The sequence below is a fragment of the Sphingomonas sp. P2_B6 genome (assembly GCF_056404755.1).
Map to the genome: position 1 here is coordinate 206,028 of NZ_JBFUDK010000006.1, position 21,632 is coordinate 227,659.

Annotated in this window: 24 protein-coding genes; 9 read left to right on the forward strand and 15 right to left on the reverse strand. The window is 66.1% G+C overall.

Going from position 1 to position 21,632, the window contains the following annotated elements; all coding sequences use genetic code 11:
- Nucleotides 1–28: 28 nt before the first annotated feature.
- Nucleotides 29–2,440: an FdhF/YdeP family oxidoreductase gene (locus AC1DX5_RS11215; protein WP_478015438.1), complete on the reverse strand. Its 2,412-nt coding sequence runs from the start codon at nt 2,438–2,440 to the stop codon at nt 29–31.
- A 265-nt stretch (nt 2,441–2,705) separates the two neighbouring features.
- Between AC1DX5_RS11215 and AC1DX5_RS11220 the strand changes: the two genes are divergently transcribed.
- Nucleotides 2,706–3,173, forward strand: a complete 468-nt coding sequence (locus AC1DX5_RS11220) for a hypothetical protein (RefSeq protein ID WP_478015440.1) — start codon at nt 2,706–2,708, stop codon at nt 3,171–3,173.
- A gap of 32 nt (nt 3,174–3,205) precedes the next feature.
- Here AC1DX5_RS11220 and AC1DX5_RS11225 read toward each other — a convergent pair whose 3' ends face one another.
- The 8 genes from AC1DX5_RS11225 to AC1DX5_RS11260 all read right to left on the reverse strand — a co-directional run bounded on the left by AC1DX5_RS11225 (nt 3,206) and on the right by AC1DX5_RS11260 (nt 8,774).
- Nucleotides 3,206–3,616 (reverse strand): CopD family protein, encoded by a 411-nt coding sequence (locus AC1DX5_RS11225; protein WP_478015442.1) that lies wholly within the window; start codon nt 3,614–3,616, stop codon nt 3,206–3,208.
- Nucleotides 3,613–3,966 carry a DUF3817 domain-containing protein gene (locus AC1DX5_RS11230; protein ID WP_465171314.1) on the reverse strand — a complete coding sequence of 118 codons (354 nt, stop codon included), beginning with the start codon at nt 3,964–3,966 and terminating at the stop codon, nt 3,613–3,615. The genes AC1DX5_RS11225 and AC1DX5_RS11230 overlap by 4 nt, the downstream gene beginning before the upstream one ends.
- Before the next feature lie 15 nt (nt 3,967–3,981).
- Nucleotides 3,982–4,584: a TetR/AcrR family transcriptional regulator gene (locus AC1DX5_RS11235; RefSeq protein WP_478015444.1), complete on the reverse strand. Its 603-nt coding sequence runs from the start codon at nt 4,582–4,584 to the stop codon at nt 3,982–3,984.
- 79 nt (nt 4,585–4,663) lie between these two features.
- A complete protein-coding gene (locus AC1DX5_RS11240) occupies nt 4,664–5,419 on the reverse strand; it encodes a hypothetical protein (protein ID WP_478015446.1) in 756 nt (251 codons plus the stop codon).
- Nucleotides 5,416–5,883: a hypothetical protein gene (locus AC1DX5_RS11245; RefSeq protein ID WP_478015448.1), complete on the reverse strand. Its 468-nt coding sequence runs from the start codon at nt 5,881–5,883 to the stop codon at nt 5,416–5,418. Before AC1DX5_RS11245 ends, AC1DX5_RS11240 begins: the two co-directional genes overlap by 4 nt.
- A gap of 62 nt (nt 5,884–5,945) precedes the next feature.
- Nucleotides 5,946–7,109 carry a diguanylate cyclase domain-containing protein gene (locus tag AC1DX5_RS11250; protein WP_478015450.1) on the reverse strand — a complete coding sequence of 388 codons (1,164 nt, stop codon included), beginning with the start codon at nt 7,107–7,109 and terminating at the stop codon, nt 5,946–5,948.
- A gap of 333 nt (nt 7,110–7,442) precedes the next feature.
- The gene (locus AC1DX5_RS11255; RefSeq protein WP_465171319.1) at nt 7,443–7,829 is read right to left on the reverse strand and encodes a hypothetical protein; all 387 of its coding nucleotides are present in this window, start codon (nt 7,827–7,829) and stop codon (nt 7,443–7,445) included.
- 516 nt (nt 7,830–8,345) lie between these two features.
- The gene (locus AC1DX5_RS11260; protein WP_465175322.1) at nt 8,346–8,774 is read right to left on the reverse strand and encodes a VOC family protein; all 429 of its coding nucleotides are present in this window, start codon (nt 8,772–8,774) and stop codon (nt 8,346–8,348) included.
- Between the two features lie 135 nt (nt 8,775–8,909).
- On the opposite strand from AC1DX5_RS11260, the gene AC1DX5_RS11265 reads away from it, so the two are divergent.
- A complete protein-coding gene (locus AC1DX5_RS11265) occupies nt 8,910–9,542 on the forward strand; it encodes a 2'-5' RNA ligase family protein (protein ID WP_465171321.1) in 633 nt (210 codons plus the stop codon).
- Here the strand turns inward: AC1DX5_RS11265 and ung are convergent.
- Nucleotides 9,432–10,133 (reverse strand): uracil-DNA glycosylase, encoded by a 702-nt coding sequence (ung, locus tag AC1DX5_RS11270; protein WP_478015452.1) that lies wholly within the window; start codon nt 10,131–10,133, stop codon nt 9,432–9,434. The two genes, AC1DX5_RS11265 and ung, sit on opposite strands and share 111 nt — an antisense overlap.
- Nucleotides 10,134–10,166: 33 nt before the next feature.
- Complete coding sequence (locus AC1DX5_RS11275) at nt 10,167–10,868, reverse strand: endonuclease III domain-containing protein (RefSeq protein ID WP_478015454.1); 702 nt, start codon at nt 10,866–10,868, stop codon at nt 10,167–10,169.
- Nucleotides 10,869–11,024: 156 nt separating this feature from the next.
- Between AC1DX5_RS11275 and AC1DX5_RS11280 the strand changes: the two genes are divergently transcribed.
- On the forward strand, nt 11,025–11,546 hold the full coding sequence (locus tag AC1DX5_RS11280) for a YciE/YciF ferroxidase family protein (protein WP_478015456.1): 522 nt from the start codon (nt 11,025–11,027) through the stop codon (nt 11,544–11,546).
- Nucleotides 11,547–11,581: 35 nt separating this feature from the next.
- Here AC1DX5_RS11280 and AC1DX5_RS11285 read toward each other — a convergent pair whose 3' ends face one another.
- The 3 genes from AC1DX5_RS11285 to AC1DX5_RS11295 all read right to left on the reverse strand — a co-directional run bounded on the left by AC1DX5_RS11285 (nt 11,582) and on the right by AC1DX5_RS11295 (nt 13,675).
- A complete protein-coding gene (locus tag AC1DX5_RS11285) occupies nt 11,582–11,890 on the reverse strand; it encodes an alkylphosphonate utilization protein (protein WP_465171325.1) in 309 nt (102 codons plus the stop codon).
- A 3-nt stretch (nt 11,891–11,893) separates the two neighbouring features.
- Nucleotides 11,894–12,022, reverse strand: a complete 129-nt coding sequence (locus AC1DX5_RS11290; RefSeq protein ID WP_372856315.1) for a hypothetical protein — start codon at nt 12,020–12,022, stop codon at nt 11,894–11,896.
- Between the two features lie 567 nt (nt 12,023–12,589).
- Complete coding sequence (locus AC1DX5_RS11295) at nt 12,590–13,675, reverse strand: phospholipase A (protein WP_478015458.1); 1,086 nt, start codon at nt 13,673–13,675, stop codon at nt 12,590–12,592.
- Nucleotides 13,676–13,763: 88 nt separating this feature from the next.
- Between AC1DX5_RS11295 and hisN the strand changes: the two genes are divergently transcribed.
- Nucleotides 13,764–14,546 (forward strand): histidinol-phosphatase, encoded by a 783-nt coding sequence (gene hisN / locus AC1DX5_RS11300; protein WP_478015518.1) that lies wholly within the window; start codon nt 13,764–13,766, stop codon nt 14,544–14,546.
- Between the two features lie 7 nt (nt 14,547–14,553).
- Here hisN and AC1DX5_RS11305 read toward each other — a convergent pair whose 3' ends face one another.
- Nucleotides 14,554–16,731 (reverse strand): AsmA family protein, encoded by a 2,178-nt coding sequence (locus tag AC1DX5_RS11305; RefSeq protein ID WP_478015460.1) that lies wholly within the window; start codon nt 16,729–16,731, stop codon nt 14,554–14,556.
- 157 nt (nt 16,732–16,888) lie between these two features.
- Here AC1DX5_RS11305 and rpmI point away from each other — a divergent pair, with 157 nt between their 5' ends.
- From rpmI to pheT, 5 genes are all read left to right on the forward strand, one after another.
- Entirely contained in the window at nt 16,889–17,092 is a 204-nt protein-coding gene (gene rpmI / locus AC1DX5_RS11310; protein WP_272623764.1) for a 50S ribosomal protein L35, read from the forward strand.
- A 17-nt stretch (nt 17,093–17,109) separates the two neighbouring features.
- Complete coding sequence (rplT, locus tag AC1DX5_RS11315; protein ID WP_272623763.1) at nt 17,110–17,475, forward strand: 50S ribosomal protein L20; 366 nt, start codon at nt 17,110–17,112, stop codon at nt 17,473–17,475.
- Between the two features lie 73 nt (nt 17,476–17,548).
- Entirely contained in the window at nt 17,549–18,040 is a 492-nt protein-coding gene (locus AC1DX5_RS11320) for a GNAT family N-acetyltransferase (RefSeq protein WP_478015462.1), read from the forward strand.
- Nucleotides 18,037–19,203: a phenylalanine--tRNA ligase subunit alpha gene (pheS, locus tag AC1DX5_RS11325; protein ID WP_478015464.1), complete on the forward strand. Its 1,167-nt coding sequence runs from the start codon at nt 18,037–18,039 to the stop codon at nt 19,201–19,203. Before AC1DX5_RS11320 ends, pheS begins: the two co-directional genes overlap by 4 nt.
- Nucleotides 19,200–21,575: a phenylalanine--tRNA ligase subunit beta gene (gene pheT / locus AC1DX5_RS11330; RefSeq protein WP_478015466.1), complete on the forward strand. Its 2,376-nt coding sequence runs from the start codon at nt 19,200–19,202 to the stop codon at nt 21,573–21,575. The genes pheS and pheT overlap by 4 nt, the downstream gene beginning before the upstream one ends.
- The last annotated feature ends 57 nt before the right edge of the window (nt 21,576–21,632 follow it).

Sequence of the window (21,632 nt, forward strand, 5' to 3'; positions counted from 1 at the left end):
GCGTTCACCCGACCGGTAAGGCGACCCCTCACCGCTCGGACCGATCGGCGGGCGATTGCTGCATCGCGACGGATCCCCGCGCCCGAGACGCGTCATCCGCACGCCCGACCAGGCCCGCGCGAATAACGGTAGCGGTGGCGAGGTCCGCCGGAGACGCGCGCCGCAACCGCACCGGGACCGATTTGTACGACGGGGTCAGGCTCGCCGGATCATGATCCTCGAGCGCGATCAGCGGTTGCGTCTCGGGATAATAGGCGGCGCAACAGCCATCCGGCAGATCATAGCGGACGATCGTCAGCGCCCTCACGACCCGGTCGGGATGGGCATGAGTCAGCGCCGTCTCGACATCGACCACATCGCCCTCGGCAAAGCCGAGACGCGCCATGTCGCGGACATTCAGGAACAGGACGTCGCGCCGCCCGAATACCCCGCGATAGCGATCGTCCAGCCCATAGATGGTGGTGTTGTATTGGTCGTGCGCGCGCAGGCTGGTCAGGCGCAAGATGTCGGGCTGCTCCGCGGCGCTGTCGTCATCGCCCTGCGGGAAGATCAGGAAATTGGCTTTGCCGCTCTCCGTCTTCCACACCCGCTCGGCAGCGGAATTGGGCAGGTGGAAGCCGCCGGGTTGGCGGATGCGGTCATTATAAGCCTCGAAATCGGGGAAGACCGCTTCGATCCTGTCGCGGATCAGGGCATAGTCGCCGGCGAGCATTTCCCAGTCGACCGGCACCTTGTCGCCCAGAGTCGCGCGCGCGAGCCGGGCGATGATCCAGGGTTCCGATCGCACCATGTCGCTCGGCGGCGCGAGAAAGCCCCGCGAGGCATGGACCATCGACATCGAATCCTCGACCGTGACCGACTGGACGCCGGTCGCCTGCTCGTCGAGCTCGGTACGGCCGAGTACGGGCAGGATATAGGTCGTCTTGCCGGTGAGCAGGTGCGTGCGGTTGAGCTTGGTCGCGAGCGAGACGGACAGATCGAGATTGCGGAACGCCGCAAAGCAGGCCGCCGGATCGGGACCCGCGACCGCGAGGTTGCCGCCAAGGCTGATGATCGCCTTCGAGGTCCCGTCGCGCATCGCCGCGATCGCATCGACGACCGAATGGCCGTGCTTGCGCGGCTGAACGAAGCCGAAGACCGATTCCATCCGGTCGAGAAACGCCTTGGTCGGGATCTCGGTAATGCCGACGGTGCGATCGCCCTGGACGTTGCTATGGCCCCGCAACGGGCAGATGCCCGCGCCGCGGCGGCCGATATTGCCTTTCAGCAGGAGCAGGTTGGCGATCTGCTGGACATTGGAGGTGCCGGTGCGATGCTGGGTGATCCCCATGCCATAACAGACGATCGTTGCCTCGGCGGCGGCATAGGCCCTGGCGACCTGTTCGAGATCGGCCCGGGCCAGGCCGCTGCCGCGCTCGATCTCCGTCCATGAGATGGCGTCGAGATCGGCGGCGAAGGCGTCGAAGCCCGCGGTGTGCCCCGCGATGAAGCTGTGATCGAGCACCGGGGCGGTATCGGCCGCCGTGGCGGCGCGGTCCATGTCGATCAAGGCCTTGCAGATGCCCCTCAGCGCCGCTGCATCGCCGCCGATCCTCACCTGGAAATAGGCCGAGGCGATCGGCGTCGAGCGCATCGTCACCATCTCGACCGGTTCCTGCGGCGCCTGGAAACGCTCGAGCGCGCGCTCCTTCAACGGATTGAGCACGATGATGGTCGCCCCGCGCTTCGCTGCGTCGTGCAGCGACGTCATCATGCGCGGGTGATTGGTCCCTGGATTATGGCCCATCGACAGGATGAGATCGGCATGGTCGAAATCCTCGAGGCTGACCGTGCCCTTGCCGATGCCGATCGACTTCGGCAGCCCGACCGATGTCGCCTCGTGGCACATGTTCGAGCAGTCGGGGAAGTTGTTGGTGCCGAACGCGCGGGCATAGAGCTGGAACAGGAAAGCGGCTTCGTTGGAGGCGCGTCCCGACGTGTAGAATTCCGCCTGGTCCGCATGGTCTAGCGCCGCCATCCTGGCGCCGATATCGGCGATCGCCTCTTCCCAGGCGACGACTTCATAATGGTCGGTCGCCGGATTGTATCGCAACGGATGGGTGAGGCGGCCCTGGCCTTCGAGCCAATGGTCGGGCTGCTCCCAAAGGTCGGCGACCTTGTGCGCGGCAAAGAAGTCCGGATCGACGCGCTTGGCCGTCGATTCCCACGCGACCGCCTTCGCACCATTTTCGCAAAATTCGAACGCGGAGGTGTGCTTGGGGTCGGGCCAGGCGCAGCCTGGACAGTCGAAGCCATCGGGCTGGTTGTTCTTCAACAGCGTCTTGCTGCCCTGGACGATCACCTGTTGGCGTTTCAGGGCGACCGCGACCGCCTTGAGCGCACCCCAACCGCCGGCGGGTTCGTGATAGTCCCTGATGCCATCCGGACGTTTTTCGGTCATGCGAGGGACCTTGTCTAAAAATGCCTGCCGCGTCGTCAGGACAATGGCGGATTACCAGCAATGTTGATCTCATACCAAGGTCTCGGTGCCGCCGGGCGGAAGATGCCGTCTGCGCTGTTTCGGCCGAATGCCGGAGCCGCGGCGCGTTTCCGTATCCTGCATACCCTTTTCATTCCGCTACCGTCATAAAACCGCTCGCCGACGCCCTTCCCGCGATATAATCTGCGCGAAACAAGGGGGTGGGCAAATGATTCTCGGACTATCCGTGCCAGCGTTCACACAGCTTCACACGATCATCAGCCTGATCGGCATCCTGACCGGACTCGTCTTCCTCGCGGCGCTGCTCGGTGGACGATGGCTGGGCGCGTGGAACCTCGTTTTCCTGGTCTTCACCATCCTGACCAGCGTCACCGGCTTCTTCTTCCCGCTGAAAGTGATCGGTCCGCCGCACATTGTCGGCGCCATCTCGCTGGTCGATCTCGCGGTGGCGCTGGTCGCGCTGTATGGTTTCGCGCGGGCGGGTATCTGGCGCGCGGTCTACACGATCACCGCGGTCTTCGCGCTCTACCTCAACGTCTTTGTCGGGATCGTGCAGGGGTTCCAGAAGATCCCCTTCCTGAACGCCTTCGCGCCGACCGGCACCGAGCCGCCCTTCGCCATCGCCCAGGGCCTCGCGCTCATCGCCTTCATCGCCGCCGGCGTGATCGCGGTCCGGCGCCCCACGCCGCGCTGACGCGCCAATACGACGCAGCCCCGGCCTCAGTCTCAAAACGGTTTGACGACTACCAGCAGCGCAATGAGCGTGGTCGAGCATCCGATGAAGGCCACTACGCCAAGGGCGGGCACGCGCGCGTCACCTTCGGCCCCGTTTCGCAACCGCCGCAGCCTGCCCGACTGAACCCCGTGCAACCCCGTGAGCGCCAGCACGAAGACCAGCTTCGCCCATAGCCACCCGCTCCCGAACCATGCCCCCTGCACCGCGATCGTCGCGCCGGTCAGCCACAGCAGCAGCATCGCCGGCACCGTCACCCGCCGGTCCCAGGTGGCAACCAGCGTCGCCATGGCCGGCTCGCCCCGCCGGCCGGCCGCCACCGCGACACTCTGCGCGAACAGCCCGCCGATGAAGAGCAGGACGGCGGCGACATGCGCTGCCTTCACCCAGAGATAAGGCATCATCGCCGCTCCAGTCCGGCGGCGAGCGCCGCCCGCTTGCGGCGCAGCAGCCCGGCATTGAGGAAACCACCGAACGGCACGAACGCGGCCACGCCCAGCCGGAGCGTCTCGCGCCGCGACCAGCCGCCGCCCGAGACGGTGGCGATCATGCTCCACAGATAGGCGACGAACGCCGCGCCGTGCACCGGCCCCATGATGCGCGTGGCCATAGCATAGCCGAGGACATGCTTGAGCGGCACCGCGACCAGCAGCAGGATCAGCAATGTGCTCGCCTCGACGAAGGAGGCGAGGCGCAGCCGCCGCAGCTGCGCGAGGTCGTCGATAATCGCCGACGAAGCGGCTGAGGAGGCCATGGAGTTGCTCCGGGGCTAGAGATCTGCGGGGTCGGCGCCGTTTCGCCGCAGCAACGCGACCAGCGCCGTCTGCGCGCGCCGGTCGGCGTCCGGGTCGCGGTGGAAACGCATCGCGCTATGGTGCGCGAGATAGATGCCGCATAGTTCCCAGACGAGCTGGTCCAGATCCGTGTCCGCATGCAGATGGCCCCGCACCACCGCCGCCCCGGCCTCGGCGCGCAGCAGCCCGCGCCACTCAGCGTCCAGCGCCGCCACCCGGTCGCGCACCGCGCCCGGCGCGTCGTCGAGCTCGAACAGCGCGGCGGCAATCGGGCAGCCGCCGCGCAATCCCGCGCGGGCCGACCAGCCGAACCACTGGCCCACCAGCGCCATCAGCCGCGGCAGTCCCTGCGGATTGCGCATCGCCGGTTCCACCACATGGTGCCGCGCGACTCGGACGGCCTCTTCGATCAGCGCGATCTCCAGCGATTCGCGCGATCGGAAATGAGCGAACAGGCCGCTCTTGGACAGGCTGGTCGCCTCGGCCAGCCGCCCGATCGTGACGGCGGCAAGCCCGCCCTGGCTCAGGCTCTGTAGCCCTTCCTCGATCACCCTCGCACGAGTCGCATCCGCTTTCATGCATTTTTAGTACGAACGGTCGTGCTATTTTGCAACCGTTATCGATTTTCGGGCGAGAGCTGCCGGACTTGCGGCCCCCTCAAGGCTCGGAAGCTGCCGCCCCGGCCGGCTCCGCCACCGGCTGCCCCGGCTTGGACAGATAGCTTGCCGTGCCAACCGCCCGGCCACGCCCTTCCTTGCCGTCGATGCGATTGACCAGCCCGCCCAGGCTGTTGCCGAAGGTGCCGCCATAGACGAACGCCGGCTGCACCAGCGGCCGCGAGGCCAGCCAGGCCGGGATCGCGATATCACCCTCTGCCCGCGGGCGGATTTCCAGCCGGTTCGGCACCGGCTCGATCCGCTGGTGCAGGAACATCATCCCGATCAGCTTACCGCTGGTCAGCTTGGCGTCGGGATTGTCCGTCTCCTCGCGCTGCGGCTCGAACACGCCCAGGTCAAGCACGTCGCCAGCCCTGGCCTGGAAATGATAGCTGCCCAGCGAAAAGCTCGTATCCGCCGATCCCAGCGACGCGCCGCTGCCGCCCGTCCCGGCGATCACCCAGGTGCCGGGGTCGATCTCCAGCAGAAACAGGCGACGCTTGCCGTCTTTCGCGATCGGCTCGTTCTGCGCCATCACGCCCGCACGCACCTGCCTCGCCTGCACGTCATAGGGCGCGAACAGGATCCCGGTGACCATCCGACTCGTCCCCATCAGTTTGACCACCACCGGGTCGACCTGCACGAGCAGATAGGCCTTGTCGGGCTTGAGCTGGCCGGCCGATGTGATCTTCGCCGGCGCGGCGGGCGCCACGACCAGCAATGCCAGCGCCAGTACCGCGCGTATCAATGCCCTCATTCGTACATTTCCTTGCCCGGTGGTGTGGTGCTGGAGGCGAGCGCGAACCATTTGTCGATCCGCGCGGCGACGTCCCCCGTCTTCTCGATCGCCTTCCAATCGGCCTTGTCCATCTCGAACCGGCGATAGCCCTTGTCGGCGAGGCAGATGCGCTCGACCTGCCATTGCAGCCGCCGCGTCTCGCTGCCCGCCAGCAAGCCGACCAGCAGGTTGGCGATGCCTGCGGCAGCGGCCGATTGGCCGGTGGTCAGATTGTTGTTCTGCCAGATCTGCCGGTTCATCTCGGTCGTGTCGGGCGAGACGCGCGCCACGCCGCCCGCGAGAGCGTCGCAGGCCAGCCGGTCCTCCAGATAGGTCTGGCGATCGACCGCGGGCTTGTTGAAATAATAATAGTCGCGGGCGATGGCCGGCGACGACACCAGCAAGGCGGCGATAGCCCCGGCAGCGGACAAGAACAGCTTCATCGGCGCCCCCCGACCCCTCTCTCCGCCCGATGAATGCGCCGCCGCGCGCGATTCCGCAAGCGTCAGGCCACCCGCCGTCCCGCCTCCACCCTGAGCGCACGCCCCTTGCCGCCGCGCTTGGCCGCGTACAGCGCCTCGTCCGCCGCCTGCAGCAGCGTATCCAGATCGAGACCGTCCCCGGGGCAGGACGCATAGCCCAGGCTGCCCGATACCGGCAGCTCCAGCTCCCCGATCTGCGTCGGCCGGCACAGCCGCGCGATCACCCCGGCCAGCCGCGCGTCGACCGACGTTTCGCCCGCGTCCTCGCGCAGCATCAGCACGAATTCGTCACCGCCCAGCCGCCCGACCAGCGCGCCCGGTCCGGCATGCCGGGTCAGGCGTTTCGCCACCACCTTGAGCAGGGAATCGCCGACATGGTGGCCGTGCGTGTCATTGGCTTCCTTGAACCCGTCAAGATCGACCAGCGCCACCGTCACCCGCTCGCCGCTCCGCCCGGCCTCGGCCAGCGCCCGCTCGATCGCCTCGCAGATCGCGCGCCGGTTGGGCAGGCCGGTCAGCGGATCGGCATTGGCCAGCGTCTCGACGCGTCGGTGCAGCATCAGCGTCTCGATCATCTGGCGGTAATAGTCGCGCAGGAAGCCGATATTGAGCAGCGCGACGCTGATCATGCTGACGCCCAGCACCATCGCCATGAAATCGCCCGACACGATCATCGCCGCGCCGGAGGGCAGGATGCCGATCAGCAGCGTCGCGATCGAGGTGAGGCGCAGCGGCGCCAGGCAATGCGCGATGCTGAACGTGCCGAAGGCGAGCGAGATCGGGATCAGCAGGGGATAGCCCAGGCCGCCTTCGGCGAAGCTCGCGGCGCTGAACGCGCTGACCAGCGCCACCGAGGCGATCGCCGCGATGCGGGTGCCCTTCAGGAACCGGGCGATCGCGACCGGGTCGCCCCCGGTTTCCGGCCGGCGGAGCCATTCGGCCAGTCGCCACAGGCTGAACGCGACCCCGATCACCGTCCAGCCATAGTCGCGCAGCGGCACCTGCTGATGCCACAGCACATAATCGACCAGCGCGATGTTGATCAGCGCGACGAGGTGGAGCGTCGGAATCTGGCGGTGGATGCTGGCGAACTGAAAGGCGACCAGGCTGTCGCGTATTTCGGCCGGCGGCGGTGACGACCATCGCCGCCAGACGGCTTGGGCCGCACCGAAAACACTGGATCGCATGGCTTTTCCCCGCCGGATCGTCCGGGAAACTATCGGGCCACATGGTAAACAAGTTGTAAAGAGAGGCGTGGACCGCGAGGGGCGTCGGGGGCCATTTCCGGCCAGCCGGACTTGTTGCCTTCAATGTCAGCGACCCTACTGACATTCGCCCGCACGACCACCGTCTTCGTGTCGATTCAATCACGCCGCAGGCTAGCCCACTACTTCATCCGCGCTGTCGCCGCCCTTCGATCACGCGGCGAAATGAGGATGGGAGAAGCGGGATATGTATCCGCGCGGCCCGATGGTCGGACAGTGGTGGGAAATGACGGCATCGGCGCTCGCGCCGTGGGATCACCCCGGCGCACCCTCGCTCATCGCGAACGACCGCGCCTGCCGCACGCCGCGCAGGCCATAGCCGGGAGGGCGCGTCGCCGGCCCGGCGTCATTGGCGGCGGGCGCCATGAACACGCTCTCCAGCGCCGCGCGGTTGATGCCGTCGGGCGCCGAGCTGCACGGGAATTTCGTCCTGAGACCCTGCACGGTGGCGGCCTGGGCCAGGGCGCGCTCCTTCAGCCGTTGGCCGACCGATTTGCGCACCGGCAGCCCGGCGACGATCTTGATCCAGCTGTTCCAGCTGATGCCAAGCCGCTGCATCACCTCGGCCTGCGATCCGACCAGGGGTTCCAGATCCTCCACCAGCTCGCGGTTGACGATGCACATTTCCGGTCGTCGCTGCATGATCTGCTTCCTCGAAGAGCTATGTCGGCCCGGCACAGGGCGAATTCATCGCCGACCAGCGTGCATGGCGATGCCGCCATGTCCCCTGGAAGGCACGGTGCCTTTCTCGGAGAGAGCGATTCTCCCCCGGCAAGCCTCTCCGAAACATACCGCAATGGTTGCGGCTTATCCATAAACGATCGTTGAGCATGAACCGAAGATATTCCAGACGAGCAGGCGCCATCGAGGCGCCTTGTCCGCAATATACTATAGGATGTAGTTGGTGGCCGGCGACTCGTTGCTGTTATTTTATGTATCTTGTTTGTTCGGTTCCCGGTGCGCCGCGGGGACGCGCCGGGCATCATGGTTGATATCAGATCGCTGGCGCTGTTTCTCATCAAATCCGCGCGATTTACGCACCGCACGTGCCAAATTCATGCATAAAGACCTGAATCGCGCAGGAATCCTGCGTCCTATCGGCTCGACGCAACGGAAAAGACCTGCGCGCGCGTCGGCTGATTCGCGCCGGTGTGTCGATCAGATCCAGCCGGGCGCGTGGACCAGTTCCAGCTTCATGCCGTCCGGATCTTCGAAGAAGACCGCATAATAGTCGCCCGAATAGTCAGGATAATGCGCCGGCGCGTCGAGCACCCTGATCCCATGGTCGATCAGCAGGTCATGCAGCCGGTCGACATCCTCGCGGCTTGCCGCCCGCCAGGCGAGATGGTGCAATCCCGGCGCGTAGCGGTCATGCACTTGGGATGCGAGCGCGGGGTCGCAGACCCTCAATCCCAGGGATGCGCCTGACCCGTCCGGGCCCAGATCCCATTCGCACCCCTCGGGCTCGTCCTTGACGCAGCGATAGCCGAGATATTCGAGCACCGGGCCGTACACTGCCTTCGACGCGGCGACGTCGCGGACGGTCAGGTCGATATGGTGGAATCCGCCGCGGTGGCTCCTGGTCATGTCTTCCTCTCCTCAGGCAATGCACTGAACCATCGTCGGGCTGGCCCGCTTCAATCAAGGCGCCCAGCACCACCGGGGACTGGACACGCTGCGAAGAATAGAACATAAAGAGAACACACTGTCGAGTCGCATGCCATGTTCTTCGAACGGTCAGATCGCCTGCTCTTCCTGCTGCGTCCGCCGGCACCCGTGGCGGCGCATATCGATCAGGAACGCCGCCTCCTCGATCTCGGCTGGCCCGTCCGGACCGACTATCTGCACATCACGCTGTGCAAGCTGGATTTTCCGCGCCTGCCGGGCTGGGCCGTTCCGCTGATGCAGGCGATCGGCGAGTGCGTTGCCGTCCCGCCGTTCCGGATCGTGATGGATCGCATGACCGGCAGTGCCCGATCGGTCGTGCTGCGGCCGAGCGAGCGGATCGGAGCGCTGTTCGACCTGCAGGCGCGGCTCGCGGCCGCGATCGCGCGGGTCGATCGCTTGCGCGGGCAGCCCTATCGTTTCAGCCCGCATCTCACCCTGGTCTATCGCAAGGGCGACGCGTTCGACTGGGAGGTGGAGCCGATCAGCTGGCAGGCGGACGAGCTCTTGCTGGTGCACAGCAAGGTCGGGCTGACTCAGCATATCGTGTGCGGTCGCTGGCCGCTGGCCGCGCCGGCGTCAGTTCAGGGCCGGCAACGCCCAGTCGATCGGTTTCTGCCCATGGCTTTCGAGAAAGGCGTTCGCCTTGGAGAAATGCCGGCACCCGAAAAAACCCGCATGTGCGGATAGCGGGGAGGGGTGCGCTGCCTTCAGCACCAGATGCCGCCCGCCGCGATCCACGCTGTCGACGAACGCCGCCTTTTTCTGGGCATAGCTGCCCCATAGCATGAACACGACCGGCTCGGGCTTCGCATTGACGAGGCGGATGACGGCGTCGGTGAACTTCTCCCATCCGCGGTCGCGGTGCGAGGCGGCCATGCCCATCTGCACCGTCAGCACGGAATTGAGCAGCAGCACGCCTTGCTTCGCCCAATGCTCCAGGAAACCGTGGCGCGCCGGCTGGATGCCCAGGTCGCTCGCCATTTCCTTGTACATGTTGACCAGGCTCGGCGGCGGCCGGACGCCGGGCTGCACCGAGAAGCACAGGCCGTGCGCCTGGCCCTCGCCATGATAGGGGTCCTGCCCCAGGATCACGACCCGCACCTCCTCGAGCGCGGTCAGGTCGAGCGCGCGGAACCACTCATTACCCTTGGGAAAGATGCGCTTGCCCGCTGCCTTCTCCGCGACGAGATAGGCCTTGAGCGCCGCCATATAGGGGCTGTCGAACTCGGGCCGGAGGGGTTCGAGCCAGCTCGGATGGAGTTTGACCGCATCGCTCATGGCCCCCGGCATGTCCGAACCCGGCCGCGCCTGTCAATCGCGCCGTGACGGACAGTCGGCCGCGAGCGGGCAGGCAGCGCATTCGGGCGAATCGAACCGGCAGATCGTCCGGCCCAGATATTTCATGACGATGTGGAAGGACAGGAAGTCGTCGCCGCTCCAGCCCGGCATCGCTGCGGTCACTGTCTCGCTCGCCGTCCGCGCATCGGCGGCTTCGGTGACGAACCCAAGCCGTTGCAGGATGCGCAGCACATGGCTGTCGACGATCATCACTGGCCGCGAAAGCGTACTGGCATTGAGCGTCGATGCGGCCACCTTGCGTCCGACGCCCGGAAGCTGCTCGAGCCACGCCATAGCGTCGTCGAGCGGTGGTCCGCCCAGGAAGGCGAGGTCGCAATTTCCGCGTTCCAGCTCGATCTGTCGGAGGGCGCCGACAAGCCATCTGGCCTTGTTCGGCGCAAAGGTGACGTCGGCGATAATGTCCTCCACCGCAGCTGGCGTTGCGGCGGCGATTCCGGATGCGGATCCGAAACAGGCCCGCAGGCGATGATAGGCGGCCAGCGATATGGGATCGCGCGTTCGCCCGCTGATCAGCGATTTGACGAACTGACCTGTTGGCTTGCGGCGTGCCGGGAGGCCCAGGCCGTCCAGCACCGGCCCAAGCCGGTCGCGCCAGCGGACGATATCCCCGGCCAGGAAATCGAAGCATTGCTGCATGCCCGCAGAATAGAACATAATAAGAACACAGGCAAGCTTAGCGAGGTTCCGGAATCGCACCGATGCAGATCAAGCCGCTGATATCGCCCGCAACCTTGATTGCGTCCTGACGTTTCACCGCTGCCGCTCGGCGCCCCCTGTGGCCGGACCGGCCAATATCAATGGAGACGAGACATGGGACTTTTCACCAAGGATATAGAGTCGCTCGACGACCTGTTCGTGCATACCCTGCAGGACATTTATTACGCTGAGCACCAGATCACCAAGGCATTGCCCAAAATGATCGAAAAAGCGACCGCAGCCGACCTCAAGGCCGGCTTCGAGACTCATCTGCGCGAGACAGAAGGGCAGATCGCCCGGCTCGAGCGCGTTTTCCAGATGCATGGTCGGGAGCCGAAGGCAGTGACCTGTCCGGCGATCGACGGCATCATCAAGGAAGCCAACGAGATCGCCGGCGATATTGCCGACAAGCAGGTGCTCGATGCGGCGCTGGTCGCTGCGGCGCAGGCCGTCGAGCATTATGAGATCACGCGGTACGGCACCTTGATCGCCTGGGCAAAACAGCTTGGCCGCGCCGACTGCGCGAGCGTGCTCGCCGAAACCCTGGCCGAAGAGAAGGCGACCGACGAGAAGCTGACGGCGATGGCGGAAAGCACGCTCAACGCCCAGGCCGAGCTGGCCGAAGCCGACGCCTGATCGACGGCGGCGTGGGCCGGCCCGGCCGGTCCGCGTCAGCGCTTGCGCACGAACTCCGCGCGCAGCACCAAGCCCTTGATGCCCTCGTACCGGCAGTCGATCTCCTGTGGATCGCCGGTCAGCCGGATCGATTTGATCAGGGTGCCGCGCTTCAGCGTCTGGCCGGCACCCTTCACGGTCAGGTCCTTGATCAAGGTCACCTGGTCGCCATCGGCGAGCAGATTGCCCACCGAGTCGCGCACTTCGACGATATCGGCGTCGGCCGATAGCGCCTGCGCAACGGCAGCGCTGATCCATTCACCGCTTGCTTCGTCATAGACGAAATCGTCGTCGTCACTGGCCATGGATCAGCTCTTGATCGTGGTCATTTCGACGGCCTTGCCCTTGCTCGAAGGGTTCGACGCGTTGGCCTTGGGGGCTTTTTCCGCCTTGGGCTTGCGGACTTCCTTGTTCGATTTTTTCTGGCTCTTGGCCATGGCGGCGGTTCCTTATCGGGCGGATGCCCTGGCGGAACGCTACACGCTTCGCCCCCGCTACGCCCGCATTATCGCTGCGGGCGGCGGGGCGGGGTCTTCAGCCGATCGCGCCGACGGCGGCGTACTGGCCGAGGATGAGGAGGGCGGTCGTCGCGAAGGACGCGAAACCGATCACGAGGGAGCGAGTCATTTTACGATCTTTCTCTGGGTCTGCGTCCCGGTTCAGACAACCGGGACGACGGGGACGGCTGCGCTGACCATCAGCGCGGTGAACAGCAGCGCACCGAAGAACGAGAGCGCGAGGTTCTGGACATTGTGAAAACGGACGGACATTGTTTCATTCCCTGATCTTGGCGATCCGGACCATCCGGCCGCCGATGCCAGGATGACTGCATCGAGCGTGCCAAACTCGCAAAGCATTGAAATTGCTGGGTCGACCAATCCCGCCCACATCGGAATGGGAAAAATGACGGCGCGATATTGGGATTTTGCACCATTAATTGGCGTGGCTAATGCGCGACCCGCGGCTGGTCCGGCCCGCGCTGCCACCCCCGAGTGGCGTTGCGCCTAGCGGGTGAAGGCGATGCCGATCCGGGCGTGTGTAGCGCGGCGATTATAGTCGCTCAGCGCCTCGCCATAGCCAGTGAATGCCTGACCAAAGAGATAGATGTGCGGCAGATCGTCGGAAATGGAGGCGAGCGGATAGGACAGATAGGCTTCGGCCGCGCCCTTGCCAGTCCCCGGATTGCCGCGGCCGGTCACCGAAAGCTTGATGCCGTCCTTCCGGCCGATCGAGGCAGTGAGCGCGCTATAGCCCCAATAACGGTCGAGATCGGGCGCGGCGCCCTGCTGTCCGACATAGAACCAGGCCTGGGGCACCAGCTGCAGGGTCCAGCCGTTGCCCAGCCGGAAATCCCTGGCGGCGCGGACGAACACGCGATTGACGTCGATCGAGCCGCCCACGCCCAGCCCGTTAGAATCGTGGCGATAGCCGCCGCCGACCGTCGTCGTCGGGTCGATCGGCATGTCGACATAGACTTCCGGACTGTAATTGGTCGCGCGGAACGGGCCGGAGGGCTCCCCCAGCGCCCAGAACATGGTGTGGGTATAGGCGAAGTTGAGATTGGGGCCGCCTTCCCGGCCCAGCGCGCGGAAGGCGAAGCTGAATTGCAGCTTGGCACCGGCATCGCCCAGGCCGGCCGCGCCGTAAATCGGCTCGTGCGGCCGGAAGCGATCCCAGAAGCCGCTCGACGAACCCGAGGAATCCGTGACGACCCGTTCGACGGCCGCGACCTGAACCGGGGGCGTCACGGGCGAGTCCGCTTCAATGGCCTGGGCGGTCTCGGCTGGCCGGGCCGGCGCGGCGGCGGCTAGCCGGTAATGCAGTCTGGCGAATGCGCCGGGCTGCACGGTCAGCACTGCGTCGGGCGTGATGATCAGCCGCAAATGGGCACCGTCCCCGGCGATGGTCTCGATCTCGGCCGGGCCCTCGGCCGGTGCCGCGGCAGTGCCCTCGTTGAGCAGGAACACCTCGACGCCCTGCCGGGCGGCCTCGGCCGAGGCGACCGGCTCGACCAGCGGGCGGAGCTGAGCGGCGGCGGGGCCAGCGAGGAGCAACATCGTCGCGGCGGCGGGGATCGTCAGGATGCGCATTCGCAAAGTGTTGCCAGCCGATTGTTACGGACGCGAGTCCCAACTGACCGGGCTGGCGCGCCGCGAGCGGCCCGGCTACGCGATAGCCATGCGAGTCACCGATGCAGAGATCGCCTTTGCCGAAACCCTTGCCGGCCTCGCCGGGGAGGCGATCCGGCCCTATTTCCGCAACAGCCATGGGCTCGAGGCCAAGGAAGACGCCTCGCCCGTCACCCTCGCCGATCGCGCCGCCGAGGCAGCGATGCGCGCGGCGATCGAGGCGCGCTTCCCCGACGATGCCATCATCGGCGAGGAATATGGCGTGCGCGAAGGCACCAGCGGCCGCGCCTGGGTGCTCGATCCGATCGACGGCACCCGCGCGTTCATCTCGGGCCGCCCGATCTTCGGTACCCTGATCGCGCTGGTCGCCGATGGTTGGCCGGTGCTCGGCGTGATCGACCAGCCGATCCTGCGCGAGCGCTGGCTCGGCGTGATCGGCCGCCCGACCCTGTTCAACGGCAAGCCCGCGGCCACGCGCAGTTGCCCCGAACTGTCGAAGGCGCTGCTTGCGACGACCTCGCCGGCGCTGTTCGGCGACGATCAACTCCACGCCTTCGAACATCTCGATTCGGCGGTGATGAGCACGGTGCTCGGCGGCGATTGCTATAATTATGCCTGTCTCGCCTCGGGCTGGCTCGACATCGTGGTCGAGGACGGGCTGAAGCTGCACGATTTCGCGGCGCTGGTGCCCGTGGTCGAAGGCGCCGGCGGGCGCATGTGCGACTGGTCGGGTGATCCGCTCACCGCCGACAGCATCGGCGAAGTCGTCGCGGCGGGCGATCCGGCACGGATCGAGGATATTCTGGAAGCCCTGGCCTGTCGCGGGCACTGAGTTCGCGTCAGAAGATCCCCAGAAACTTCTTCTTCTGCTCCTTGCGCTCCTGCGGCGTCTTCTTCCCGTTTTCCGCCTTGGCCGTGGTGCCGTGGCCGACATCGTCGCGCGGCAGCCCCTTGGTGGTACGCTGCGCCGTTGCGGTCGCGCCCGACAGCACGGGCCCGCACGCCGCGCTTTTCGCGTCGCCGATATCGACAAAGGCAAGGACACCCGCGATCGGGCTCGCCACCAGCGCCAGGCCAAGCCCGGCACCAGCTCGCGTCAGCAATTGCGGACTGACCACGTTGATCCCGGGCTTCGCGAAATAGCCGTTCAGGCCCACCGGCGACTGGCCGGAGATCAGGCTGAACTTCTTGCCGTCGGCGCGAAAGGCGAGATCGAGCGATTCGTTCCGGAAGCTGAACCCGCCCCTGCCCAGGATCACATTCTTCTGGGTGTCGATCAGGATCGGGTCGGCCGCCGCGATACCGCGCCGCACCGTGAAGGCGATCAGCCCGCAATTGATCCGCACCGGTTCCTTCAATTTCCCCTCGAACATCTTCTGGACAAAGGTGCCGATATCGAGCTCGGACAGCTGCACGTTGCGCGTCCAGAAACTGCCGGCCGGAATGATGATCGCGATTCGCCCGCTCGAGGTCGACAGCGATTCGTGGACGGTATCGCCGTCCCCGGTCAGCTGGATCCGCGCCTTCACGGTGCCGCTGGTACCGGCCTCGTCCACCCCATAGCCAGCCAGCAGAACGCCCATCGGCGTCGGCGACAGGCGGATATCGTAATCGGTGTGCACCACCGGCTGGCGCGCATTGATCTTGATGTCCGATGAGACGTGCCCGCGCGCCATGTCGAAGGTCAGCGGCGATAGCGTCAGCAGGCTGTTGTCGAGCCCCAGCGTCAGGTCGATGTTCGACACCGGCACGCTCTTCGCGCGCAGCGACCGCACCTTGTACTGGACGGCCGCATCGAAATTGCGCAGCGCCTCGACGCGCAGGGTCGCATCGGGCAGCAGCCGCGGCGCGCCGCCGACCTGCGTGATCACACCCGCCTTGCCCCGGGCTGCGACCTCATCCGGGTTATAGCCGATGAACGGCGCCACATCGACGATATCCAGGGTGCGGGTCGCCAGCGCCGCGGTAATCTTCAGCCGGGGCTCGATCATCGCCACCGTCAGCTTGCCACCGATATCGCTGTCGCCGAAATGGCCTTTCAGCCCCATGAAGCGATACTCGTCGCCGACCTTGGTCAGCGCCGAATCGAGCCGATAGGACCGGGTCTCGGGCACTGCCACGCCGATGATGCTGAACAGATCGGCGATGTTGGTGCCGCGCGCGGTGACCTTCAGGTTCGCGCCTTCGATTCGCGTCGGCGCGTCGAGCGTGCCTGAAACGTCGATTGCGGTCCGCGCCGCCTTGATATGCATTTCGAGCTGGTTCTTGCCGTTGGTCACGGTGGCGTTCGGCGTCAGCATCGCCCCATACAGCGTGAAGGGCGTCGTCCGCTCGATACCCTTGCCGGTGAACTGGATCGTATTCTCGAACCGCGTGTCGCTCGCCTTGATCGTCTGGAAAGCGAGATCGACTGATAACTGCAGCCGGGGATCGACATAGCGCAGCGTGGTCCCCGAAACGGTCGCACGGCGGATCAGCGGCATCTCGAAGGGTTTTCCCTTGCCCTCGCTGAACGTCCAGGTGTTGCTCTTGCGGTCCTTGCTCCACTCCAGATCCACCGCGCCGTCGAGCATGTCGAGCCACCGGATCCGGCGATTGCCGAAGATCAGCGGGAAGGTGGCGATTCGCGTATCGATTCGCTTTGCCTCGAACAAATTGGGTTTGGACGCCCAGGCCGGATTGGAGATCGTCATCCCCTCGGCGACGAAATGGATGCTGATCGGATCGAAATAGAGCTGGAAGTCGCCCGGCACCTTCACCGTGCGGTGTGTCATCGCCGCGACGGTCCGTTCGAACGGATGCTTCAGGAACCGGCCCTTGGTGATGTACAGGATCAGCCAGGCAAGGAAGATCGTGCCGATAACGCCCAGCACCACGTTGCGCACGATTCGCCAGGGCTTGGAAAGCCGCCGCCCGGTACTTGGCGTTTCCGCAGCCGATTCGGTCGCGACGGGCGGTTCTTCGACCCGATCCGCAGCCGTTTCTTCGGCGGGGTTGGTTTTAGGCGGCAAATCCATCGCCCTCCAACCGTTCGCGCACGCCGCAAGTTCCAAAAGGTTGCATTCCACGGGGCATGCCGCTATGCGCCCGCCTTTCCGCGAGTAAGAGGAACTGCCCGGCCGGTATGGGCTGCCGTGGCCGTTCATAGATCGTCGCGAATATGAGGAGACGAAAATGCCCAAACTCAAGACGAAGAGCGGCGTGAAGAAGCGCTTCACGCTCACTGCCACCGGAAAGCTGAAGCATGGCGTCGCCGGCAAGCGCCACCGCCTGATCAGCCACAACGGCAAGTATATCCGCCAGAACCGCGGCACCTCGGTCCTGTCCAAGGCAGACACCGCAACCGTGAAGGCCTGGGCGCCTTACGGTCTGAGCTGAACTGGAGGATATAGAGAATGGCACGCGTAAAACGGGGTGTAACCACCCGCGCAAAGCATAACCGGATCCTCGATCAGGCGAAGGGCTATTATGGCCGTCGCAAGAACACGATCCGCATCGCCCGTCAGGCCGTCGAAAAGGCCGGCCAGTACGCCTATCGTGACCGCAAGGTGAAGAAGCGCTCGTTCCGGGCGCTCTGGATCCAGCGCATCAACGCGGCCGTCCGCGTTGAGGGCCTCACCTATGGCACGTTCATGCACGGCCTGAAGCTCGCCGGCGTCGAACTCGACCGGAAGGTCCTGGCCGACATCGCGATGCACGAAGGTGCTGCGTTTAGCGCCATCATCGCGCAGGCGAAGGCGGCTCTGCCCCAGGCCGCCTGAGCGACCTGTAGCGACCGAAATTTGGGGCGCGGGTGGTTTTCCACCCGCGCCCTTTTCGTTGGGAATCGAGTTGATGATCACGCTCCACCCCATGACTGACCGTGACTATGCCTGGCTGCTGGGCGAGGAATCGCGCGCTGACGGGCTGGTCCAGTGCGAAGGGGGCATCGCCCCGCCCGAGGTCAGCGCCATGCTCCGCGGCGTCACGGCGCAGGTCGCCGCGACGACGGACAAGCCGACTGCCTGGCTGATCGCCGAGGGCGACATGGTGGTCGGCATGACCAGCTTCACCAGGCGCGACGAGGATGGCCGCTACGAGATCGGCTATGGCATCGCCCCGGCGCATGAAGGTCGCGGCGTGATGACCCGGGCGCTGGCTGCCTTGCTGCCGATCCTGCTCGAACACGGACATCCCGGCTTGACCGCCGGGACGAGCGTGGACAATCCGGGCTCGCAGCGCGTGCTCGAAAAGAACGGTTTCGTTCGTACCGGCACGCGCGACGATCCGGAGGACGGCGCGCTCATTCTCTGGGCGATCGACCTTGATATGAAGAGGGCTGCATGACCGATCTCGACCAGTTGCGTGACCATTTGCTCGCCGCCGTGGAGGCGTCGGGCGGGCTCGACGCGCTCGATACGGTGCGCGTCGGCGCGCTGGGCAAGCAGGGCACGATCACCGGCCTGCTCAAAACACTGGGCGGCATGTCGCCCGAGCAGCGCCTTGTCGAAGGCCCGCGTATCCAGGGCCTGCGCGAAGCCGTGACGGCGGCGATCGCCGACAAGAAGGCAGCGCTCGACCGTGCCGATCTCGACGCACGCCTCGCCCGCGAGACGCTCGACATGACGCTCCCCGCCGACGGCGCCAATAGCGGGGGGGGCACCGGCAGCGTCCACCCGGTCAGCCAGGTGATGGATGAGCTGGCGGAGATTTTCGCCGATCTCGGCTTCGCGGTCGCGACCGGCCCGGAGATTGAAGACGACTGGTATAATTTCACCGCGCTCAACATCCCGGAGACTCACCCGGCCCGCGCGATGCACGACACCTTTTACTTCCCGGCGCAGCCGGAGGCGAGCACGGCCGGCGACGGGCAAAGCCCGTCGTCCGACGGCGAGCTTGGCTCGCCGCGGGCCGCGCTCGGTTCCTCGCGGATGCTGCTCCGCACGCATACCTCGCCCGTGCAGATCCGCGCGATGCAAGCGGCCGGCGGCAACAAGCCGATCCGCATCATCGCACCCGGTCGCACCTATCGCTCGGACAGCGACGCCACCCACWCSCCGATGTTCCATCAGGTSGAGGGGCTGGTGATCGACAAGGGCATCACCCTCGGCCATCTCAAATGGACCCTGGAGACCTTTCTCAAGGCGTTCTTCGAGCGCGACGACATCGTCCTGCGCCTGCGCCCCAGCTATTTCCCCTTCACCGAGCCGTCGGCCGAGGTCGATGTCGGCTTCAGCCTGGTCAACGGCAAGCGCGTGATCGGCGGGTCGGATGGCTGGATGGAAGTGCTCGGCAGCGGCATGGTCCACCGCAAAGTGATCGAGGCCGGCGGCTATGATCCCGACGAGTGGCAGGGCTTCGCGTTCGGCTGCGGCATCGATCGCCTCGCCATGCTCAAATACGGCATGGACGATCTGCGCGCCTTCTTCGACGGCGATATCCGCTGGCTGAAACATTATGGATTCGCGGCACTCGACGTGCCCACCTTGTCCGGGGGAGTCGGGGCATGAAGTTCACCCTGAGCTGGCTCCAGGAGCATCTGGAGACGACCGCAGACCTCGACACGATCGTCGAGGCGCTGACCCGTGTCGGCCTCGAGGTCGAAGGCGTGGAGAATCCGGGCGAGAAGCTCGCTGCCTTCAAGGTGGCGAAAGTGCTGACCGCTGCCCCGCACCCCCAGGCCGACAAGCTCCAGGTCCTCACCGTCGATGCCGGCGAGGGCCCGCTTCAGGTCGTGTGCGGCGCGCCCAACGCGCGCGCCGGCCTGGTCGGCGTGTTCGGCCTGCCCGGCGCGGTCGTGCCGTCCAACGGCATGGTGCTGAAGGTCGCGGCGATCCGCGGCGTCGAATCGAACGGCATGATGTGCTCCACGCGCGAGCTAGAGCTGGGCGAGGATCATGACGGCATCATCGAGCTGCCCGAAGACGCGCCGATCGGCACGCCTTTTCCGGACTATGCCGGCCTCAACGATCCGGTGATCGACGTCGCCATCACGCCCAACCGCCAGGATTGCATGGGCGTGCGCGGCATCGCGCGCGATCTCGCCGCCGCTGGCCTCGGCACGTTGAAGCCGCTCGCGGTCGATCCGGTGGCGGGCGAAGGCCCGGGCCCCGATGTCCGAATCGAGGATCCGGAGGGCTGCCCGGCCTATTTCGGCCAGTCGGTCTCGGGCGTGACGAACGGCCAGGCGCCGGGCTGGATGCAGCGCCGCCTCACCGCGATCGGGCAGCGCCCGATCTCGGCACTGGTCGACATCACCAATTATGTGATGATCGATCTCGGCCGCCCGCTCCATGTCTATGACCGGGCGAAACTGACGGGCGGGCTCGTCGCACGCCGGGCAAGGCCGGGCGAAACCGCCCTCGCGCTCAACGGCAAGACCTACACCCTCGACGAGACCATGACGGTCATCGCCGACGATATGCATGCCCATGATATCGGCGGCATCATGGGCGGCGAGGAATCGGGCGTGTCGGCGGAAACGACCGACGTGCTGATCGAATGCGCCTATTTCGATCCCGATCATATCGCCCGCACCGGCCAGAAGCTCGGGCTGACCAGCGATGCCCGCGCCCGCTTCGAGCGCGGCGTCGATCCGGCCTTCCTCGAAGACGGCCTCGCCATCGCCACGCGGCTGGTGACCGACATTTGCGGCGGCACGGCCAGTAGCGTGACACGCGCCGGCACCCCGCCGGTGACGCCGCGCGTCATTGCCTATGACACCAACCGCGCCGAGACGTTGGGCGGCCTCGCCATCGCGCCCGACCGGCAAAAGACGATCCTCGAAAGCCTCGGCTTCGCGGTCGATGCCGGCTGGAACGTGACCGTGCCGAGCTGGCGCCGCGACGTGGACGGCTCGGCCGATCTGGTCGAGGAAGTCATCCGCATCGAAGGCATCGACAAGGTCCCGCCGGTCCCGCTCGATCGCCTGCCCGGCGTCGCCACGCCGACGGCCACGCCCGAGCAGAAACTGGAACGCCGCGCCCGCCGCGCGGCCGCCGCGCGCGGCCTCAATGAGGCGGTGACGTGGAGTTTCCTGTCCGAGGCCGAAGCCGCGCCCTTCGGCGGCGGTGCCTGGAGCCTCGCCAACCCGATCAGCGAAGACCTCAAGGTCATGCGCCCGTCGCTGCTCCCCGGCCTGCTCGCCGCGGCAGCGCGCAATTTGAAGCGCGGCGCGCAGACCGTGCGCCTGTTCGAGATCGGCCGCCGCTATCTGGCTGACAAGGAACGCCCGACGCTCGGCGTGGTCCTCGCCGGCGAAGGCCGCCCGCGCGGCTGGCAGCAGGGCAAGGCCGTCCCGTTCGACGCGTTCGATGCCAAGGCGGAGGCGCTCGCGCTGCTCGCCGCGGCCGGCGCCCCGGTGGAGAATCTCCAGGTCATGGGGCCAATTGACGAAGCGTCGGGCGATGCCTGGCATCCCGGCCAGTCCGGCACCCTGCGCCTCGGCCCGAAGACGGTGCTCGCCGCCTTCGGCATGGTCCACCCGCTCACCGCCCGCGCTTTCGATCTCGACGGTCCGGTCGCCGCGGTCGAGCTGTATCTCGATGCGATCCCCGGCAAGCGCTCGGCCGGCTTCATGCGCCCGGCCTATGCGCCGCCCGCGCTGCAGGCCGTGCGCCGCGACTTCGCGTTCCTCGTGCCCGTCGATCTCGGCGCCGATTCGTTGCTCCGCGCCGTGAAGGGCGCGGACAAGGCGGCGATCACTGGCGTGCGGCTGTTCGACGTCTTCACCGGTCCTGGCGTCGACGAGGGCCAGAAGAGCCTTGCGCTCGAAGTCACGCTCCAGCCCGGTGAGAAGAGCTTCACCGACGAGGAACTGAAGGTCGTCGCCGACAAGGTCGTGGCGGCGGCGACAAAGCTGGGGGCGGTGTTGCGGGGCTGAAGCATCTGGCTAAGCGAGGCCTGTTTCCCTCTTCCGTTCGTTTCGAGCGAAGTCGAG

Bases quoted from the DNA above. Each gene is read 5' to 3' on its own strand.
- AC1DX5_RS11215 (WP_478015438.1), bottom strand. From the start codon at position 2,440: ATGACCGAAAAACGTCCGGATGGCATCAGGGACTATCACGAACCCGCC.
- AC1DX5_RS11225 (WP_478015442.1), bottom strand. From the start codon at position 3,616: ATGATGCCTTATCTCTGGGTGAAGGCAGCGCATGTCGCCGCCGTCCTG.
- AC1DX5_RS11230 (WP_465171314.1), bottom strand. From the start codon at position 3,966: ATGGCCTCCTCAGCCGCTTCGTCGGCGATTATCGACGACCTCGCGCAG.
- AC1DX5_RS11235 (WP_478015444.1), bottom strand. From the start codon at position 4,584: ATGAAAGCGGATGCGACTCGTGCGAGGGTGATCGAGGAAGGGCTACAG.
- AC1DX5_RS11240 (WP_478015446.1), bottom strand. From the start codon at position 5,419: ATGAGGGCATTGATACGCGCGGTACTGGCGCTGGCATTGCTGGTCGTG.
- AC1DX5_RS11245 (WP_478015448.1), bottom strand. From the start codon at position 5,883: ATGAAGCTGTTCTTGTCCGCTGCCGGGGCTATCGCCGCCTTGCTGGTG.
- AC1DX5_RS11250 (WP_478015450.1), bottom strand. From the start codon at position 7,109: ATGCGATCCAGTGTTTTCGGTGCGGCCCAAGCCGTCTGGCGGCGATGG.
- AC1DX5_RS11255 (WP_465171319.1), bottom strand. From the start codon at position 7,829: ATGCAGCGACGACCGGAAATGTGCATCGTCAACCGCGAGCTGGTGGAG.
- AC1DX5_RS11260 (WP_465175322.1), bottom strand. From the start codon at position 8,774: ATGACCAGGAGCCACCGCGGCGGATTCCACCATATCGACCTGACCGTC.
- AC1DX5_RS11265 (WP_465171321.1), top strand. From the start codon at position 8,910: ATGTTCTTCGAACGGTCAGATCGCCTGCTCTTCCTGCTGCGTCCGCCG.
- ung (WP_478015452.1), bottom strand. From the start codon at position 10,133: ATGAGCGATGCGGTCAAACTCCATCCGAGCTGGCTCGAACCCCTCCGG.
- AC1DX5_RS11275 (WP_478015454.1), bottom strand. From the start codon at position 10,868: ATGTTCTATTCTGCGGGCATGCAGCAATGCTTCGATTTCCTGGCCGGG.
- AC1DX5_RS11280 (WP_478015456.1), top strand. From the start codon at position 11,025: ATGGGACTTTTCACCAAGGATATAGAGTCGCTCGACGACCTGTTCGTG.
- AC1DX5_RS11285 (WP_465171325.1), bottom strand. From the start codon at position 11,890: ATGGCCAGTGACGACGACGATTTCGTCTATGACGAAGCAAGCGGTGAA.
- AC1DX5_RS11290 (WP_372856315.1), bottom strand. From the start codon at position 12,022: ATGGCCAAGAGCCAGAAAAAATCGAACAAGGAAGTCCGCAAGCCCAAG.
- AC1DX5_RS11295 (WP_478015458.1), bottom strand. From the start codon at position 13,675: ATGCGCATCCTGACGATCCCCGCCGCCGCGACGATGTTGCTCCTCGCT.
- hisN (WP_478015518.1), top strand. From the start codon at position 13,764: ATGCGAGTCACCGATGCAGAGATCGCCTTTGCCGAAACCCTTGCCGGC.
- AC1DX5_RS11305 (WP_478015460.1), bottom strand. From the start codon at position 16,731: ATGGATTTGCCGCCTAAAACCAACCCCGCCGAAGAAACGGCTGCGGAT.
- rpmI (WP_272623764.1), top strand. From the start codon at position 16,889: ATGCCCAAACTCAAGACGAAGAGCGGCGTGAAGAAGCGCTTCACGCTC.
- rplT (WP_272623763.1), top strand. From the start codon at position 17,110: ATGGCACGCGTAAAACGGGGTGTAACCACCCGCGCAAAGCATAACCGG.
- AC1DX5_RS11320 (WP_478015462.1), top strand. From the start codon at position 17,549: ATGATCACGCTCCACCCCATGACTGACCGTGACTATGCCTGGCTGCTG.
- pheT (WP_478015466.1), top strand. From the start codon at position 19,200: ATGAAGTTCACCCTGAGCTGGCTCCAGGAGCATCTGGAGACGACCGCA.